The organism is Candidatus Neomarinimicrobiota bacterium (assembly GCA_017656425.1).
Taxonomy (GTDB): domain Bacteria; phylum Fidelibacterota; class UBA2242; order UBA2242; family B5-G15; genus JACDNV01.
On sequence record JACDNV010000001.1, the window covers coordinates 42,781 to 59,581 of the forward strand.

The following is a 16,801-nucleotide window of genomic DNA, read 5'->3' on the forward strand; positions in this document are numbered from 1 at the left end:
CTTATGACGGTCTCTTCTCAGACGCTTCTTTCTTTTGTGAGTCCGAATTTTTCTTCTTTTCCTCTTTTTACCGCATGGCATTCCCGCTTATACCTCCGAAATCTCTTATTACTTTAAATCATTAGGAGTTAGTTTAATACTTTCCTTTAATAATTTCGATGGTTTAAAAATTGGTACTACTCGTTCAGGCAAAACAATCTCAATATCAGTCCCTGGTCTTCTTGCTTTTTTAGGCTTTCTAATGACCACATTAAAACTACCAAATCCTCTTAAATCAACTCTGTCACCCCTCTGCAAAGCATCCTTTACTACCTGAATAAAACCATTTATAACCGCTTCAGTATCAACCTTAGTTAATCCTGTCGCATTGGAAACGATATTAACAATGTCCGCCTTTGTCACTTTCTACCTCCTCCTAATTTTAATGTATAACTCAAAGATGGATATATTCTTAACTTTGAATAAATATCCTCAATATCTGAAAAAAGCAGATCAAGAAGCGTAAGCTTTTTCTTCTTTATATAAACCAACTTTGGCTCTCCTTCTATTCCTGATAACTGTGCAGTTATCTTAACAGCCGTTTCAAAATCCCCAACAGTGTCAACAAGCCCATAATCAAAGGCCTGTAAGCCAGTAAAAATACGCCCATCTGCCAATTTATTCAAGTAATTTTTATCAAGGCCTCTATTATCCGCAACAGCGTCAAAAAACTGCCTATATAAGTCCATTACAACACTATGTAATATCTTTTTCTCTTCCTCAGTAAATTCATCATACGGAGAACCAATATCCTTCAATTCCCCACTTTTTACTATATTCACTTCTACACCTATTTTTTCCATCAGCTTATAAAATACAGGAATATCAGCTATCACACCAATGCTACCTGTAATACCTGAAGGATTCGCTATTATTTTATCACATGCAACGGAAATATAATATGCCCCAGAAGCACCCATTGGACCCAAGTATGAAACAACTGGTTTAGATTTTTTACTTATTTCAGAAACCTTATTATATATCTCCCAGCACGCTGCAGCACCTCCACCTGGTGAGTTAATCTTTAATATGATGCCTTTTATCCTTTCACTTTTTCTGAACTTTTCCAACTCATCAACAATTCTATCAGATTTTAATATCATACCTCCGATCTCGACAACACCAATATTGCCCTTGTTACCTCTCCCTAATGCTGAAATGCTTGTATCCATTTCACCTGGCTTATTTAACGATATGATCAATCCTATTATGATAACAATTAGGAACGACAATATTATGATAGAAATAATTTTATCGGTCTTTGTCACTTATGTATCAACTCCCATAGGACTTATAAATGTATAGTCTCTGACCTGGATATATGTATCTCGAACCATATAGATTATTCCACGATTTCAATTGATTAATTGTAACCTTATATTTTCTAGCGATTAAGTATAAAGACTCACCTCTTTTCACTATATGCACGACTCTCCGTCTGCCAGCATAATCATAATTCCTCTTACCAACTGGAATTAGAAGTTTCTGCCCGATTCTTATCTGGTTTTCATTACGTATTTTATTGGCAGCTACTATAGCTGATACAGAAGTTCCATATCGTCTTGCTATATGCCAGAGAGTTTGTCCTCTACCAACTCTATGAACAACCCATTCTGTTCCGGTTTTTATAGATGGAATCTTCTTAATCTTCTCTGCAATAAGCTTACCCTTCCCTTTTGGAACCCTAAGTACATATTCTTTTACATTAGGTGGCGTCATCCACCTTCTCAGTTCTGGATTATACTCTCTCAAGGTCTTTGCGGAAATACCTGTAACTCTTGCAATTGATTCCAGATCATAGCTTTTATCAAGAACCACCTCATCCCATTTAAAAGGTGGCATTGGATCATTTTCAAATCCATATTTTTCTGGATCCTTAGCAATAATAATAGCAGCCATCATGCTCGGTATATAGTTCCTCGTTTGTAACGGAATTGTCCTTAACTTCCAATAATCTCTTGTACCTTCCCTTCTAATAGCCCTTAGTACATTCATTTCTCCACAGTTATAAGCCGCAATAGCAAGAAACCAATCATTAAATTCCTCGTAAAGATCTCTCAAATATCGTGCTGCTGCATGTGTTGATTTAATAACATCACGCCTCTCATCTATCCACCAATTCCTTCTCAATCCATAACGAGCAGCCGTTCCTGCTACAAATTGCCATGGACCTACAGCGTGTGCATTCGAATATGCAAAGGGACTAAATCCACTTTCTACCATAGCAAGATAAAATAACTCAGGTGGAAGACCATATTCCCGTAAAATTGGCATTATTATGCCTCTATATCGACCTGCCCTATTTAACCACTTTTGAAAATTTTTCTTTTCTCTTGTTGAATAAAATTTTATTATCCTTTTTATTTTATTATTTAAAACTACAGGCAAATGTCCTGGCTCATCTTCAAGTACAATTAAAGTATCATTCCCAACATCGACTGTATCTACAAACTCTCTTGATATCTCGTCTTTTACCATATTCACATCGACAAAACTTGTATCCCCGTTCATTGAGTTTATGATATCTTGAAAATCACTTGTAAACTTTTGATAGAACCTATCAAACTCGTTCTTTTGAACCTTTGTTAAGGTATCAAGCTCTCCAATTTCCGTTATGACAGATAATACTTTCTCAACATAAAAATTCATACCGAGTGAATCAGCATAGAACTGAGAAATCAATGCATCCGCATAGTACGTCTTCGCCTCTGTTATCAATAGGTCAAATAGTTTTACTGAAATCTCCGCATTTTCAGATTCAGTATTTCCAGAAATATTATCATTTACGTAAGAATCACTCTTTTTTAAACCATATAGCGATGCCGAAATTAAAATTATTATTAGCCATATTTTTTTCATAATCACCTCATTTACGAAAACATTTAAATAATCATATTAAAATTATCCCGTAAATACTTAATTGTCAAGATTTCATAAATATTTTTGTATTCTATCTAGTATTTTTGTGGTACTTTGACCTTTAACTAATGGAAGTATTACCACTTCACCACCATTTCCCTCAACAATATCTCTACCAATCACATCATCCGGTTTATAATCTCCGCCTTTAACTAAAACATCGGGCCTCAACCTATTTATTAAATTATATGGAGTATCCTCATCAAAAACTATTATATGATCCACATATCTAATTGCCGAAAGCACTTCTATTCTATCTTTTATTTTATTTATTGGTCTCCCTTTTCCCTTCAATCTTCTTACAGAATCATCACTATTCAACCCCACAATTAATATATCGCCAATTTGCTTTGATTTCTTTAGTAGTTTTATATGTCCAACATGAATTATATCAAAACAGCCATTGGTAAATACTAATTTTTTACCTTCCCTTTTATACTTTTCACGTAAGTTCACCACATCATCTTCGGATAGAAGAATTGAGCTATTCATAAATCCTCCAATGGACATAATCTACACAAATCTTTATCACAATACAAAAAATTAAAATCTATCAGTCCCTGTAGTTCAAGATTCGAGCTAATGTCATTCTTCTTAATATTAAGGCTCTTAATCATTTTGAGTATCTTATTGGGAATTTCTCCCACTTTCACATTCTCCATTAACTGAAAAATATTATTTCTGCAATCAATTTTGTCATTAATATTAACCAAGGCAAGAAGATATGGCAGAATTACATTTATTAATATATCGTTAACTCTACTTTTGCCCATTAATTTTCTTAAACCCATACCTCCCAGTAATGGATGATTACGCCAGAAATACACAGGATTTTGAAACAAATTAAAAAACCATTCTATTTTTTCATCTACTTCTCGTTTGCTACAAAAATTCGCAACTAAAACATCTATAAAGGATTTTGGATATATCTTTGAAATAATTTGTGATAGAGCAAGTATTCGTATAAATGGGCTATTATAAGGACGAATCGATGTAAAATCCCAGTTGTTAAAATCAACAACCTTTAGATTAAAATTTCTTCTTGCACTATTCCATATTTTCCTTAAGACAATTGTGTACTCATGATTTATTTCCGTACACTTCGATAGCATCCCGCTTGCACCGAGTAACAGTGATTCAATTATAACGATCTCTCTATATTTATTTTTGAAATAAGCTATATTTGAATATAATATATTTATAGGAACTATCTTTGCAAGAAGGTAAAATCCCTCCCGATTCTGGCTATAACCAAAAGCTTCAAGTATATATTCATATAATACCTGATTTGGGACTCTATTATTAATTGCTTCGGTAAATTTGATACTCTTTTTTTTGACTCTCCCTAAACCCAAATTCTTCATATAATTTTTTATTTTACTGTAATCTATAACTTTCTCCCTGCACTTCCCTATCTGCTGATTTTCCGTGATCAATTCCCTTGGTAATTGAACAGTAAGTACATTTTTATTTTTTCTATTCTTAATTGGTATACCTTCATCATTAACAACTAGGTGCAATATAACATGCTCATAATTGGGATTCATATCATGTCTATGAAGATACCAATCTCCAGAATTTATATGAATTTCAATATCACCTTTTAACATTTTATTACCAACCATTATAATCGCAGATTTATAATCTGGACCTTTTCCTTTATTTTTCAATCCTAAGGAAACTATACAAATCCTCCTTCCATCTTTTAGAGATAGTATTGGAAAACTCTTAGAATACTCCTCCCATAGCGAGCATAGTTCTCTTTCAGGTATCATTATATGATTAATTTTTTGTTTTGCTCAATTTCTCTTCTTATTTCTTCTTTTACGGATTCTATCTCCTCTTCCGATTTTACACACCGTGGCTCCAATACTCTAATAACAACCTTACCAGGTTTAATATCAATTTTTCTCTTCGGAGTTATTTTTCCAGTACCTATTAAAGCAATGGGTAAGATAGGAACACCAAATTTATAACTCAATACAAAAGCACCCTTTTTAAAAGGAAGAAGCTCTCCAGTCACGCTTCTTGTTCCTTCAGGGAATACAATGGTGGATACACCTTTCTTAAACATTTTACCCACTTTTTTATTTATCTCATCCACAGACTTCCTTGGATTCTCTCTGTCAATTGATATGTGTCTTCCAGACATTAATATCCATCCAAGTAAAGGTATACGAAATAACTCTTTTTTGGCAAGGAATCTGAAATTTAACGGTATATATGCAGCTATTACCAAGATGTCAAGCGCACTTTCATGATTTGAAACTATTACATAACTCTTAGTCCTGTCTATTTTTTCCAAACCCTTTATTTCCACTCTTATACCTCCAGTCTTCAAAATAGCTCGAGCCCACATTCGCATCATTACACTATGAAACCAGCCCTTTCTATCAAAAATGTCTACAATTATTACAATAAGACCAGGAATGATTAAAAGTATGGTCATAACAAATAAAATTAATATTACCCTAATCACTTCTTAAATACCTTAGATTTAATCCTCCTACTTATTTAATTGCATAATTTCATGATCACTGATATAATTTACCCGCCCATATAGTTTGGCAAAGTATAAAACCATAAATGAAAACTCCGCCCTCTCAAGATTGTAATATGCTTCCTTTATATTACATCCTGCCACCACAAGTCCGTGGTTGGCTAATAACACTGCGTTTGTTAGCTTCAACTTATCACAGACATTTTTAGCGAGTTCAAGTGAACCTGGTGGACTGAATCCTACAAGTGGAACATTTCCGAATTCAAAGGTTTCAGGCAAAATATATCCATCAAGAGAAATACCGGAGACAGCGCAAATGGTTGAATAGGGCGGGTGAGCATGGATAATACAATTTATTTTATTATTCTCTTTCAACGAAAAAAGATGAAGTCTGTATTCAATGGACGGCTTTAAATCTGTCTGATTTACAACATTTCCTTCAAAATCCATTTTTATTATTTCATCAATACTTAATTCTCCTTTACACATGCCAGATGGAGTAATCAAAAAATATTTATCATCAAGTCGAACACTTATATTACCATCACTGGCCACGATATATCTATACTTATATAATTTCTGGCCCACCTCACATATCTTTTTTCTGAGCTCCAACTCATTCTTACTATAAGCTGACATTATTTTACTCCCCTTTTTTTATTATCGAAAATCCTGCATATTTTTGCAATACCTCAGGAATAAATACTGTCCCCTCATCCGTCTGATAGGTTTCCAGTAATGCAACCATTAGCCTTGGTGTGGCTACTCCAGAACCATTTAGAGTGTGTACATAATCAACTCTATTGTCGCTCGATCTTCTGTATCGTATATTTGCTCTCCTTGCCTGAAAATCCTCAAAATTACTTACACTCGATACTTCCAGGTATTTTCCAGTAGCTGGTGCCCAGACTTCTATATCATAACATTTAGCCGCCGCAAAACTCAAGTCCCCGGTACATAGTTCTACAATCCTGTAATGTAATCCCAATAGCTGCAATATTTCCTCGGCATCAGACAATATCAACTCAAGGTGATGATAAGAGGCATCTGGTGTCGTAAAATGGACAAGCTCTACTTTATTAAACTGATGTACACGAATAAGCCCCCTCGTCTCTTTACCATAAGACCCAGCTTCCCTTCTAAAACATGCTGAGTATGAGACATATTTAATTGGAAGCTTCTTCTCAGGAATTATCTCATCTCTATGAATATTTGTAACAGGCACTTCTGCTGTTGGAATCAGAAATAAATCGTCTTCACTTATCCTATACATATCTTCTTCCAGCTTTGGTAATTGTCCCGTCCCGAAGGTAGATTCCCTTGTCACCAGATACGGAGGGAAAACTTCCTTGTAGCCATGATTTTCAATATGATAATCAAGCATAAAATTTATTAGAGCTCGTTCAAGCCTTGCTCCTTTTCCTATAAACATGGGAAACCCAGTCCCTGAAATTTTTGATGCCCTTTTAAATTCGAGTATTCCAAGCGACTCTCCTAATTCAAGATGGTCCTTAATTTCAAAATCAAATTCTGGTTTTGAACCATGTTGCCTTATTACAATATTCTCATCTGGTCCTGAGCCTACTTTAACAGATGGATGGGGAATGTTAGGAATATTTGATAGTGTATCCTCAATTTGGTCGCTTATTTCTTTGAGTTCCCCTTCCAACTTTTTTATTTTTTCACCAACTTCACGCATCTGCCTTATTTTATCTGTAGCATCTTCTCCTGTTTTTTTTATCTCCGCAATTTCTCTTGACACTTTATTTCTCATATATCTTAATTCATCAATCTCCCTTATAATGTCTCTCCTTCTAACATCCTTATTTAATATTTTTTCAATCTCTCCTTCAACACCCTTTTTCTTCAATCCCTCAATGTATTTTTCTGGATTCTGCCTTATTTTTTTTAAATCCAGCATACTATATTCCTCTCTTTAAATTAACACGTTAAAAGTTATCAATTTTTTTATTTCTTTCCAGATAATAAAATTATTTAAGATGTGCTTTGATTATATTCTTCTGTGGTGATATTTTCTTCTAAGTGCCATTAAAATTGTCTGGACAATTATTTTTAAATCAAGCAAAACCGACATATTTCCTATGTAATAAAGGTCATATCGTAGCTTTTCCTTTACATCATCAATCGTTTCATCATATTTATGTTTAATCTGTGCCCAGCCAGTTATACCGGGCTTTACAATCAATCGACGAGAATAAAATCTTACCTTCTTTTCCAATTCATTTACAAAATACGGTCTCTCAGGTCTTGGGCCAACTATACTCATGTCACCCATCAGAACATTAAAAAACTGCGGCACCTCATCAAGCCCAAATTTCCTCAAAATCCTGCCCACCCTGGTTATCCTTGGATCATCTCTTTCTGCCCATTTTGGACCAGTTAACTCTTCCGCATCTTTTACCATTGAGCGGAATTTTATCATATTAAACTCTTTTTTGTTTTTCCCAACTCTCTTCTGTTTGTAAAAAATCGGGCCAGGCGAATCAATAACAATAACAATTGCGATAATCACCCATATCGGAAGAAAAGCTACTAATACAAATAATGAGATTAATATATCTATCAATCTTTTGAATAACCATTCCCACGTTTTCATATTGGATTCAAAGAAACGTATTAAAGATATGCCATAAATATGGCTTGTTTTAAACCCCGACAAAAGATTATAAAAATCCGGTACCAGCTTTATTGAAACTTTGTACTTATTAAATAAAGCAATCAAATCTATTATATCCTCACCGCCAGGATCATCAAGGGCAATAATCACTTCTTTTATCTTATTTCTTGCGACAATTTCAGGTATTTCATTATAACCCCCGATTATCTCTACGCCATTAATTTTTTCTCCAATTCTGGGACTATTTTTTTCATCAATTATACCAACGATATCAAATTTTAACTCTGGTATACTTTTAATTTCATCAATTAATCTCTTAACTCGCCTGCCACCACCAACTACCAATGTTGGTCTTCTTTTAAATCCAAGTATCTCTCTATTCTTTAAAACTGTTATTATCAATAATCTTCCAAAACCTATCCCTGAAAAAAGAACAAATCCATAAAGCAATAATGCTCTTTTTGATTTACCAAACGGAAACTCTATGCTATACTCCAGAAACCAGAACAATAGAATACCAAAGGCAACAATCTTTAGCACGTTATACAACATATCTACCCTGCTTACATCCCATTCTATTTTATACAAATCATTCAGACCAATCAAAGAAACCCAGAAAATAACAAACCAAACGCACCAGAGCGTCGTTTCATAATCAGACATTTTTTCTACAGGATACATTCTCAAAAACCATAAATAATAGACCAGTAAAAATGAAAGCACAATAAAAAAGATATCACTTACAATAAATATTAGCGTCTGTACAAATTCGTCTTTATCAAAAAACTGGGGTTCTTTCTTTGTGCTTCCGCCATTACCGTTCAGAAGGCTATTTATTTTACCATTCTCATTCCCATTTTCAACAGTTATTAGATTTTTCTCTATCTCAACATATCCCAATCTTCTGATCAAAAGACCGGCAAGGATTCCGCCAACCAAAAGTATAGTAATACCTCCTTTATCATCAACAAATGTATAAGCAATCCCCATTAAACCCGCCATTATACTAAAAAAGTATATTATTCTAACAGCATTTAGATGCGAAAAACCGATAGACATCAATCTATGGTGAATATGCTCTTTATCAGCAAGAAACGGATGTGACTTTTTACTCGCTCTACGGAAAAATGATATTGTAGTATCAAGAAAAGGAATAGCCATAATTGTTAAAATTAATGCTAAATCTATGCTATTCCCAATCCTCTTACCAACTTCTAATGACATTATCGATATTGTATATCCCAGAAACAGCGAACCTGAGTCTCCCATAAATATCGACGCAGGGTGGTAATTATATCTTAGAAATCCAAGATTTGATGCAATTAAGATAATATTTAATATCCCCAGAAAATCATTCCCGTGGTAAAAAGAGATAACTGCAAAACATGTAAATATTATCGTTGAAACACCTGATGCTAATCCATCCAGCCCATCCAGCAGATTTAAAGCATTCATAAAGAATACTATCCACAACACAGTAAAAAATGGATTTAAATATCCAAGAGATATATTACCAATTAGGGGCAACCATACACTGCGAACCTCAAAACCGCTTATAACTACAATAATACTAATAATTATCTGTGCGTAAAATTTTGTTGCAAAACCTAATTTTTTCAAATCATCATACAATCCTACAAGAACAGCAAGGAAGGACGGTATTAGCAAATATGGATAATATTTAGGAACACCACCAATCGTATTCCTAAGTAACACTAAGAGTAGTAACAGCCCTGTTAGAAAAGAAAGATATATTGCAACACCACCCAGGTATGGTATAAAAACTTTATGAACCTTTCTTGGTCCGGGTACATCCCCAATATGGTATCTCGTAGCAACTGCCCTTGCTATCCTTGTATATACAAATGACGCAGCAAGAGTTACAACAACAATTATGAAATATTTTATATAAACAATTACATCCATCTATTTGACTCGTTTATTTTACCTAGGAGCTATATTTATATAATTTGTAACAATTTTTCTCAAATCACCTGACAAACTATTTTAATATAACTACCAAATTTATATTTTTCAATATCCATTTATTAAAAATTTTGTAAGCAAAATAAATTCTTCCGGAGTTAAAGTTTCCGCCCGTCTTGATAGCTCAATTGGACATTTATTTTCATCTATCACAAAATCTTTTAATGCATTTTTTAATGTCTTCCTTCTTTTATTGAAACTAATCTTAACGATTTCTTTAAAGTCATTGTAAAAATTTCCTTCAATTTTCATGTCTTTAAATTCGATTTTTATAAAAGATGACATCACTTCCGGAAAAGGATAAAAACATTTATTCGAAACGTCAAATAACTTTTCAATATCTGCTACAAGGCCCAAAATGACAGATAGAATTCCATATTCCTTTGTCCCGGGCTTTGCTATTAATCTCAAAGCAACATCCTTTTGTACCATTAAATGCACATCTTTAATAATTTCTCTGTTTTCGATAAGCTTAAAGATCAGGGGACTGGTTATGTTATAAGGGATATTGCCAACAACTCTCAATTTAATCCCATCTTCAAAAATATTTTCAAAATCAAATTTGAGAATATCCTCATTAATTATCTTTATATTTGAATTACAAGAATATTTTTCAATTAAAAAATCACATAAATTCCTATCTATTTCAATTGCTATTATCTCAACTCCATATTCGACCAATTCATTAGTGAGAGACCCTTTCCCCGGACCAATTTCAACAAATATATCACCTTCAGCTGGATTAATTGCCCGTATACATTTCCTAATGATATTTTTATCAATCAAAAAATGCTGCCCTAGACTTTTTTTAGGTCTTATCATTTTAGGTGGAAAAATTCAATTGCATTTTGAGTAGTAAAATGGCATACCTCCTCGTAAGGTATCCCTTTATATTCAGCAAGTCTTTTGGCAACATAAACCACATTTTTAGGCTCATTATATTCCACCTTAACACCAGCAGGTATTATATATGGTGCGTCTGTCTCTACCATAATACGATCAATTGGTAATAAATCTAACACTTCCATTGTCTTCTTTCTACCGTAGGTAATACTACCCGTAAAAGAAAAAAATACATCATATTCCAGAAACTTTTTAGTAAAGTATAAATCCGAAGAATAGCAGTGAAAAACAAGTTTAAAATAGCCAACCTCTTTCACAATTTTTTCAATCTCCGCATCAGCTTTTCTATTATGAACTATAACTGGTTTACCAAATTCCCTTGCCAGCTCTAATTGAAACATGAAAGCTTTCTTCTGGTCTTTAACAGTAGAATAATTTCTATAAAAATCAAGACCTGTTTCACCGATTGCAACAAATCTATCATCACCGGCTAACTGCTCAAGCTCCTTTTCCCAACCGGACTTCAACCTTCCCGAGTCATGAGGATGAATACCACAGGCAGGATAAACAATATCATACCTTTCTGATAAATCCAATGCTTTAACAGAAGTCTGCATATCAATACCAGGACAAATAATCTTCTGTACACCACTATCTATAGCCCTACTTATAACCTCGTCTATATCTTCAATCAAGGGCGGTAAATTTAGATGACAGTGCGTGTCTATTAACATATATCAACTAATTTCCGTTCCAGGATCTATATCCTCAAGAGTAGTCAAGATAGTCAGCTTATCATCTCTGCTGGCAGCAAGCAACATTCCCTGACTCTCTATTCCTCTAATTTTTACCGGCTTTAAATTATCGACTATCACAACATTTTTACCAACTAGTGAATCAGGGGTATAATATTTTGCAATTCCAGCAACTATTAGCTTCACCTGGTTACCAGTATCGATTTTAAGTTTCAAAAGCTTGTCTGTATCCTTCACTTTTTCCGCTTCCAAAACTTGTGCAGTAACTAATTTAACTTTTTTAAAATCGTCTATTGTGATGTATTCCATTTCAGTCCCTTTTTCACCGCTTTTCTGTTCCTCTTTAACTTCTTCAACTATTCTCGGGAATAGTTGTCCCACCTTATCAAGTCTATCACCTACTGCCAATCTTCCCCAATCTGTAGCATTGGAACCTGAACGTGTAGGAATAGTATCTAATAACTTCTTCATTTTTTCAGGCATAACAGGGGATAACATTTCCGCTGAAATTCTTAATCCCTCCAGTGCATAATATAGAACTGTCCCTGCCTCATCAAGATTAATTTTAACAAGATGCCATGGGCTTCGAATTTCAAGATACTTGTTTATATATCTTATATATGTCATAATAATATCTACCGCTTCATTCAACTTTAATTCTTTTATTTTATGAAAAACCGCACTAGTCATTTCTATACACTTTTCCTTTAAAAGCTGTTCTTCATCTGTCACATATGAGTCATCCGGAACTTTACCTTCATAGTGTCTTGATATCAATGTAAAAATTCTATTAACAAGATTTCCAAGATCATTCGCGAGGTCAGAATTATATCTTGAGATGAAAAGTTCTTCACTAAAATTCGCATCCTGCCCCAAAACCATTTCTCTTATTAGAAAATATCTAAGGGCATCAACACCGTATTTATCTGCTATATCGAGAGGTTTAACTATATTTTTCAGTGATTTGGACATTTTAGTCTCATCAATAAGCCACCATCCATGAGCAAAGATCGTGCGAGGCATTGGGAGACCTATAGCTTTCAAAATAGTTGGCCAATATACACAATGTGTCGTAACAATATCCTTCCCTATAAGGTGATAATCAGCGGGCCACCATTTATTGAATTTTTCATTATCAATCTTATAACCTATCGCAGATATATAATTTAGTAAAGCGTCAAACCATACATAAGTGACATAATCTTTATCAAATGGTAATTCTATACCCCATTCCAGCCTCTTCTTTGGACGAGAAATACATAAATCCTCCAGAGGATTCTTTAAAAATCCTAAAACTTCATTTCTCCTTGTCTCAGGCTGAATAAACTGTGGGTTGGCTTTTATATAATCAATAAGCCATTTTTGATACTTACTCATTTTAAAAAAGTAGTTTTTCTCTTTAATATACTCAGGAGCTACTAAATGTTGAGGGCATAATCCGTCTACAAGCTCTTTATTGGTATAAAATCTCTCACACCCGACGCAATAATATCCCCCATACTCACCCTGATATATCTCCCCTTTATCATATAATTCCTGCAACACATCCTGTACAACTTTTTTATGAAAATCAATTGTAGTCCTTATAAAAAAATCATACTGAATGTTGAGCTTTTTCCATGCTTCCTGGAAATGAATCACCATCCTATCGCAATGGATCTGAGGACTAATGCCACCTTCTTTCGCTGCTTCCTGTACCTTCTGACCATGCTCATCCGTACCAGTTAGAAAGAAGGTTTTATAACCCATCATTCTGTAAAATCGTGACAATACATCAGCTAATATAGTAGTGTATGCATGACCTATATGAGGCTTATCATTTACATAGTATATTGGAGTCGTAACATAGAATTTATTCTGCCTCATTTGTTTCTTCCTCTTTATAAATTTCTAACACCTTTATCGATTTCCCTAATTCATCCAGTGGATAATCTTCAAAATTCTCGTCATCAAATCTAATGGTAACCAATTTTTGAAAAATCTCTATCTTTTCTATATAACCTTGCTTTCCATCAATTTCTACTTTTGATCCATATGAAGGATAGTTTTTCAATACTTCAGCATACATATCATACTCATACCGAAAACAACACTTCAGTTTACCACAAGCCCCTGATATCTTAACTGGATTCATAGGTAAATTTTGGTCTTTTACGTGCTTTGTCATCACAGGTTCAAATTTTGTTATCCACTGCCTACAACAAATTGGGAATCCACACGGACCAAATCCTCCAGCTTTCCTTATTTCCTCTCTGGAACTGATCTGCCTCATTTCAATCCTTGTTTTAAATTCCGCTGCTAAAATTTTTACGAGCTCACGGAAGTCGATTCTATCATCGGCAGTAAAATAGAAAGTAAGTTTTTTTCTATCCAAGCGATATTCAGCCTCAACAAGTTTCATTGGTAGGTCAAGCTCTTCTATTTTCTTTTTACAAAATTCAAAAGCATATATTTCCTTTATTCTATTCTCAACATTGGTCTTCATATCCGAAAGATAAGCTTTTCGCAGTATGCAGAAATTTTCACCATTGGGAACCTCTACTTCATCTACATTTCTTTTGATCCCACATACCTCACCAATATCCTCTCCCCTATCCGCTTCCACGATAACCATATCCCCTGGAACTACTGGTAATTCCAGAGGATTTTCATAATATTGCTTATTACTACTCTTAAATTTTACTTTTATATAGTGTTTTAATTCCTCTTTCATTTTCCTTTCCTACCAAGTTTCTCCTTGATTTCAAACATCATATTCATCAGCGCCACGTTAATATATACGTTACTTTTCAGTAAATCAATACAATTATCCACAGCTTTATACAGCCCTTCACCATTAAAAAAGGGATAATTCTTTACGAATTTCTCCAGCCTATCTATCTTATCTGCCAAAATAATGTCTTCCATTATACCTCTGGATAAAAGAGTAGCATCACGGAACCAGAATTGAATACACTTCATTATTAAAAAAAACTTTTTTCTATCACGCTTGTAATAATCAACCAGCTCATTTATTCTCTCTTTAATCTCCACTTTATCCCATTTCGCTACAGAAATGAGTAGATTTATCGAATAGTTAACTAAATCAGTAATATTGTAATTAATCAACTCATATACCTGTGTAATATTATATTCTGAAAATCTTGCCAAAATATTTGCCATAGCCTCTTCTATTCCCATATCCCTTAGCTTTGATATCAATACCTCATGATTGATACTCGGGATGTAAACATGTTGACATCTCGACTTTATTGTTGGCAAAATCATCTCTGGATGATCACTTAGAATCAAAAATGTTGTATCTGGAGGCGGCTCCTCGAGTATTTTTAAGAAAGCATTGCTCCCTTGCTCTGTTAGATTATGAGCATCAAAAACAATAACCACTCTTCTTGATGATTCCTGCGGTTTTAAATAGGCTCGTTTACGTATCATTCTTATAAAACTTATCGGTATACTGCGTGCGTTTGTTACTTGGAATTTTTTATAAGGATCTACTGCTTTTTCACGCAATATTGACTCTATTTCATCAAAAATCCTATTTGATACGCCCTTAAAAGGATCATCACCAGGAGATTCTTCTCTTTTTGGTAAGGGATACACAAAATCAAGATCTGGGTGTTCTAAATACTTTACCCTTGTACATGATTCACATAACCCACATGGTGTCGATTCATTATTCTCACATAAAAGCATCCCTGCAAATTCAAGAGCTATAGCTTCAATGTTTGAAATATCTTTCCCATGCAAAAGATATGCATTGGAAATTCTTTTACTGAAAATTATTATTTTAAATTTATTTAACAGCTCTTCATTGTCCAAAATGTTAAAAAGGCTCATGTCTTTCTAGCTAACCACTCTTCTGGATTTAGCTTCGTCTTATTTTTCCATACCTCAAAGTGTAATAACGCACCTTCGAGTGAACCAGTATCACCAACAGATGCAATTACTGTACCTATTCGAATATATTGTCCCTCAGCCACATATACTTCGTCTACATGAGTGTAGACCGTGTAAAATCCTGATCCATGATCAATTATTATGGTATTTCCATACCCTCTGATATATGTAATGGTTGTTACAACACCATCGAGAACAGCTCTTACTGGGGCACCCTTTCTCGCTCTTATATCAATACCCGGATTTTCAGTTATGGTCTTTAACCTTGGGTGTTTATGTAATCCGAACCTTCCAATGATTTCACCTTCAACAGGCCAAATGAGGCTCCCTTTCATACTATAGAAAGGCTCTTTCTCTCGTACTCCAGCAATCTCTCTTTGACGATCAATTTCCTTCTGCCTTTTATCTCTTTCCTTTTCAAGATCAGCTATAAGATTCTGTAATTCCTTTATTGCTTTTTCCTTTTCTTTAACTTTTGAAGCTAAATATTTCTTATTTCTCCTTGCCTGAGCCAGCTGTCTCTCTCTGCTCCTTTTAATCTTTCTGATTCTATTCTGATACCTCTCTTTCTCTTTTATAATTTTTTCCCTCTGCTCAAGCTCCTTTTCTAAAACAATTTTCCTTTTATCTAATTTGGTAATGTTATCCTTTATTTCATTTATGTTTCTTCTATCAATTTCAGCAAGTATATTGAGATATTTATAACGATAAATAGCCTGATTTATCGAATTAGAACTTAAGATTAAACTCAAGTCGTGAGTCCTGCCATTCTTATATAGATAAACCACCCTTTTCGCAAAATTCTCCTTTAGCTTATCAAGCTTATACTTCAGCTCATTAATTACCAACCTCGACCTTTGAATTTCAATTTCGCACCTTTTTTGTCCTTCCCTTAGCTCACGCAGAACCTTTTGTATGATCATTATCTCTTTTTCAGTATCCGCTAATTTAGACAACAAATCTCTTTCTTTTAGTCTTTCAGATTCAAGTTTCTTCCTGAACTGCTTAAGCTCTTTTTTCACTCTCTCAAGCTCCTGCTCTCGTACCTTTATCTGGTTATCAATCGCTCTTATTTCTTTATCAGTTAATTGAGCAAAAACCTCCAGACTCGAGATTAATAGTAATGCAACCATTACAACTTTGTTTTTCATTTCAATATCATTTCTTTATATCAACACCAATAAGTTATAAAATTTTTTTAATAATTTTATTATATTAATAAAA

15 protein-coding genes are annotated in these 16,801 nt (G+C 33.9%); all 15 read right to left on the reverse strand.

Translation table 11 applies throughout. The features are described 5' to 3' along the window. Nucleotides 1–108 precede the first annotated feature (108 nt). Nucleotides 109–402 carry an integration host factor subunit beta gene (locus tag H0Z29_00155; GenBank protein MBO8129912.1) on the reverse strand — a complete coding sequence of 98 codons (294 nt, stop codon included), beginning with the start codon at nt 400–402 and terminating at the stop codon, nt 109–111. After that, nucleotides 399–1,307, reverse strand: coding sequence for a signal peptide peptidase SppA (sppA, locus tag H0Z29_00160; protein MBO8129913.1), 909 nt, complete (start codon nt 1,305–1,307; stop codon nt 399–401). The genes H0Z29_00155 and sppA overlap by 4 nt, the downstream gene beginning before the upstream one ends. Before the next feature lie 7 nt (nt 1,308–1,314). After that, nucleotides 1,315–2,898 carry a LysM peptidoglycan-binding domain-containing protein gene (locus H0Z29_00165; protein MBO8129914.1) on the reverse strand — a complete coding sequence of 528 codons (1,584 nt, stop codon included), beginning with the start codon at nt 2,896–2,898 and terminating at the stop codon, nt 1,315–1,317. A 72-nt stretch (nt 2,899–2,970) separates the two neighbouring features. Continuing rightward, the gene (gene rfaE2 / locus H0Z29_00170; protein MBO8129915.1) at nt 2,971–3,468 is read right to left on the reverse strand and encodes a D-glycero-beta-D-manno-heptose 1-phosphate adenylyltransferase; all 498 of its coding nucleotides are present in this window, start codon (nt 3,466–3,468) and stop codon (nt 2,971–2,973) included. Then, nucleotides 3,447–4,733, reverse strand: a complete 1,287-nt coding sequence (locus tag H0Z29_00175; protein MBO8129916.1) for a DUF2851 family protein — start codon at nt 4,731–4,733, stop codon at nt 3,447–3,449. Before H0Z29_00175 ends, rfaE2 begins: the two co-directional genes overlap by 22 nt. After that, a complete protein-coding gene (locus H0Z29_00180; GenBank protein MBO8129917.1) occupies nt 4,733–5,437 on the reverse strand; it encodes a 1-acyl-sn-glycerol-3-phosphate acyltransferase in 705 nt (234 codons plus the stop codon). The genes H0Z29_00175 and H0Z29_00180 overlap by 1 nt, the downstream gene beginning before the upstream one ends. A 27-nt stretch (nt 5,438–5,464) precedes the next feature. Beyond that, the gene (locus H0Z29_00185; protein ID MBO8129918.1) at nt 5,465–6,097 is read right to left on the reverse strand and encodes a class II aldolase/adducin family protein; all 633 of its coding nucleotides are present in this window, start codon (nt 6,095–6,097) and stop codon (nt 5,465–5,467) included. A 4-nt stretch (nt 6,098–6,101) separates the two neighbouring features. Then, entirely contained in the window at nt 6,102–7,379 is a 1,278-nt protein-coding gene (gene serS / locus H0Z29_00190; GenBank protein ID MBO8129919.1) for a serine--tRNA ligase, read from the reverse strand. Between the two features lie 90 nt (nt 7,380–7,469). After that, nucleotides 7,470–10,022 (reverse strand): exopolysaccharide biosynthesis polyprenyl glycosylphosphotransferase, encoded by a 2,553-nt coding sequence (locus H0Z29_00195; protein MBO8129920.1) that lies wholly within the window; start codon nt 10,020–10,022, stop codon nt 7,470–7,472. Nucleotides 10,023–10,130: 108 nt separating this feature from the next. Further along, nucleotides 10,131–10,868, reverse strand: a complete 738-nt coding sequence (rsmA, locus tag H0Z29_00200) for a ribosomal RNA small subunit methyltransferase A (protein MBO8129921.1) — start codon at nt 10,866–10,868, stop codon at nt 10,131–10,133. A gap of 32 nt (nt 10,869–10,900) precedes the next feature. Continuing rightward, nucleotides 10,901–11,659 carry a TatD family hydrolase gene (locus H0Z29_00205; GenBank protein ID MBO8129922.1) on the reverse strand — a complete coding sequence of 253 codons (759 nt, stop codon included), beginning with the start codon at nt 11,657–11,659 and terminating at the stop codon, nt 10,901–10,903. A gap of 3 nt (nt 11,660–11,662) precedes the next feature. Beyond that, entirely contained in the window at nt 11,663–13,546 is a 1,884-nt protein-coding gene (gene metG / locus H0Z29_00210) for a methionine--tRNA ligase (protein ID MBO8129923.1), read from the reverse strand. Continuing rightward, nucleotides 13,533–14,393, reverse strand: a complete 861-nt coding sequence (locus tag H0Z29_00215) for a hypothetical protein (protein MBO8129924.1) — start codon at nt 14,391–14,393, stop codon at nt 13,533–13,535. Before H0Z29_00215 ends, metG begins: the two co-directional genes overlap by 14 nt. Next, entirely contained in the window at nt 14,390–15,517 is a 1,128-nt protein-coding gene (locus H0Z29_00220) for a hypothetical protein (protein MBO8129925.1), read from the reverse strand. The genes H0Z29_00215 and H0Z29_00220 overlap by 4 nt, the downstream gene beginning before the upstream one ends. Then, a complete protein-coding gene (locus tag H0Z29_00225) occupies nt 15,514–16,728 on the reverse strand; it encodes a peptidoglycan DD-metalloendopeptidase family protein (protein MBO8129926.1) in 1,215 nt (404 codons plus the stop codon). The genes H0Z29_00220 and H0Z29_00225 overlap by 4 nt, the downstream gene beginning before the upstream one ends. Nucleotides 16,729–16,801 lie beyond the last annotated feature (73 nt).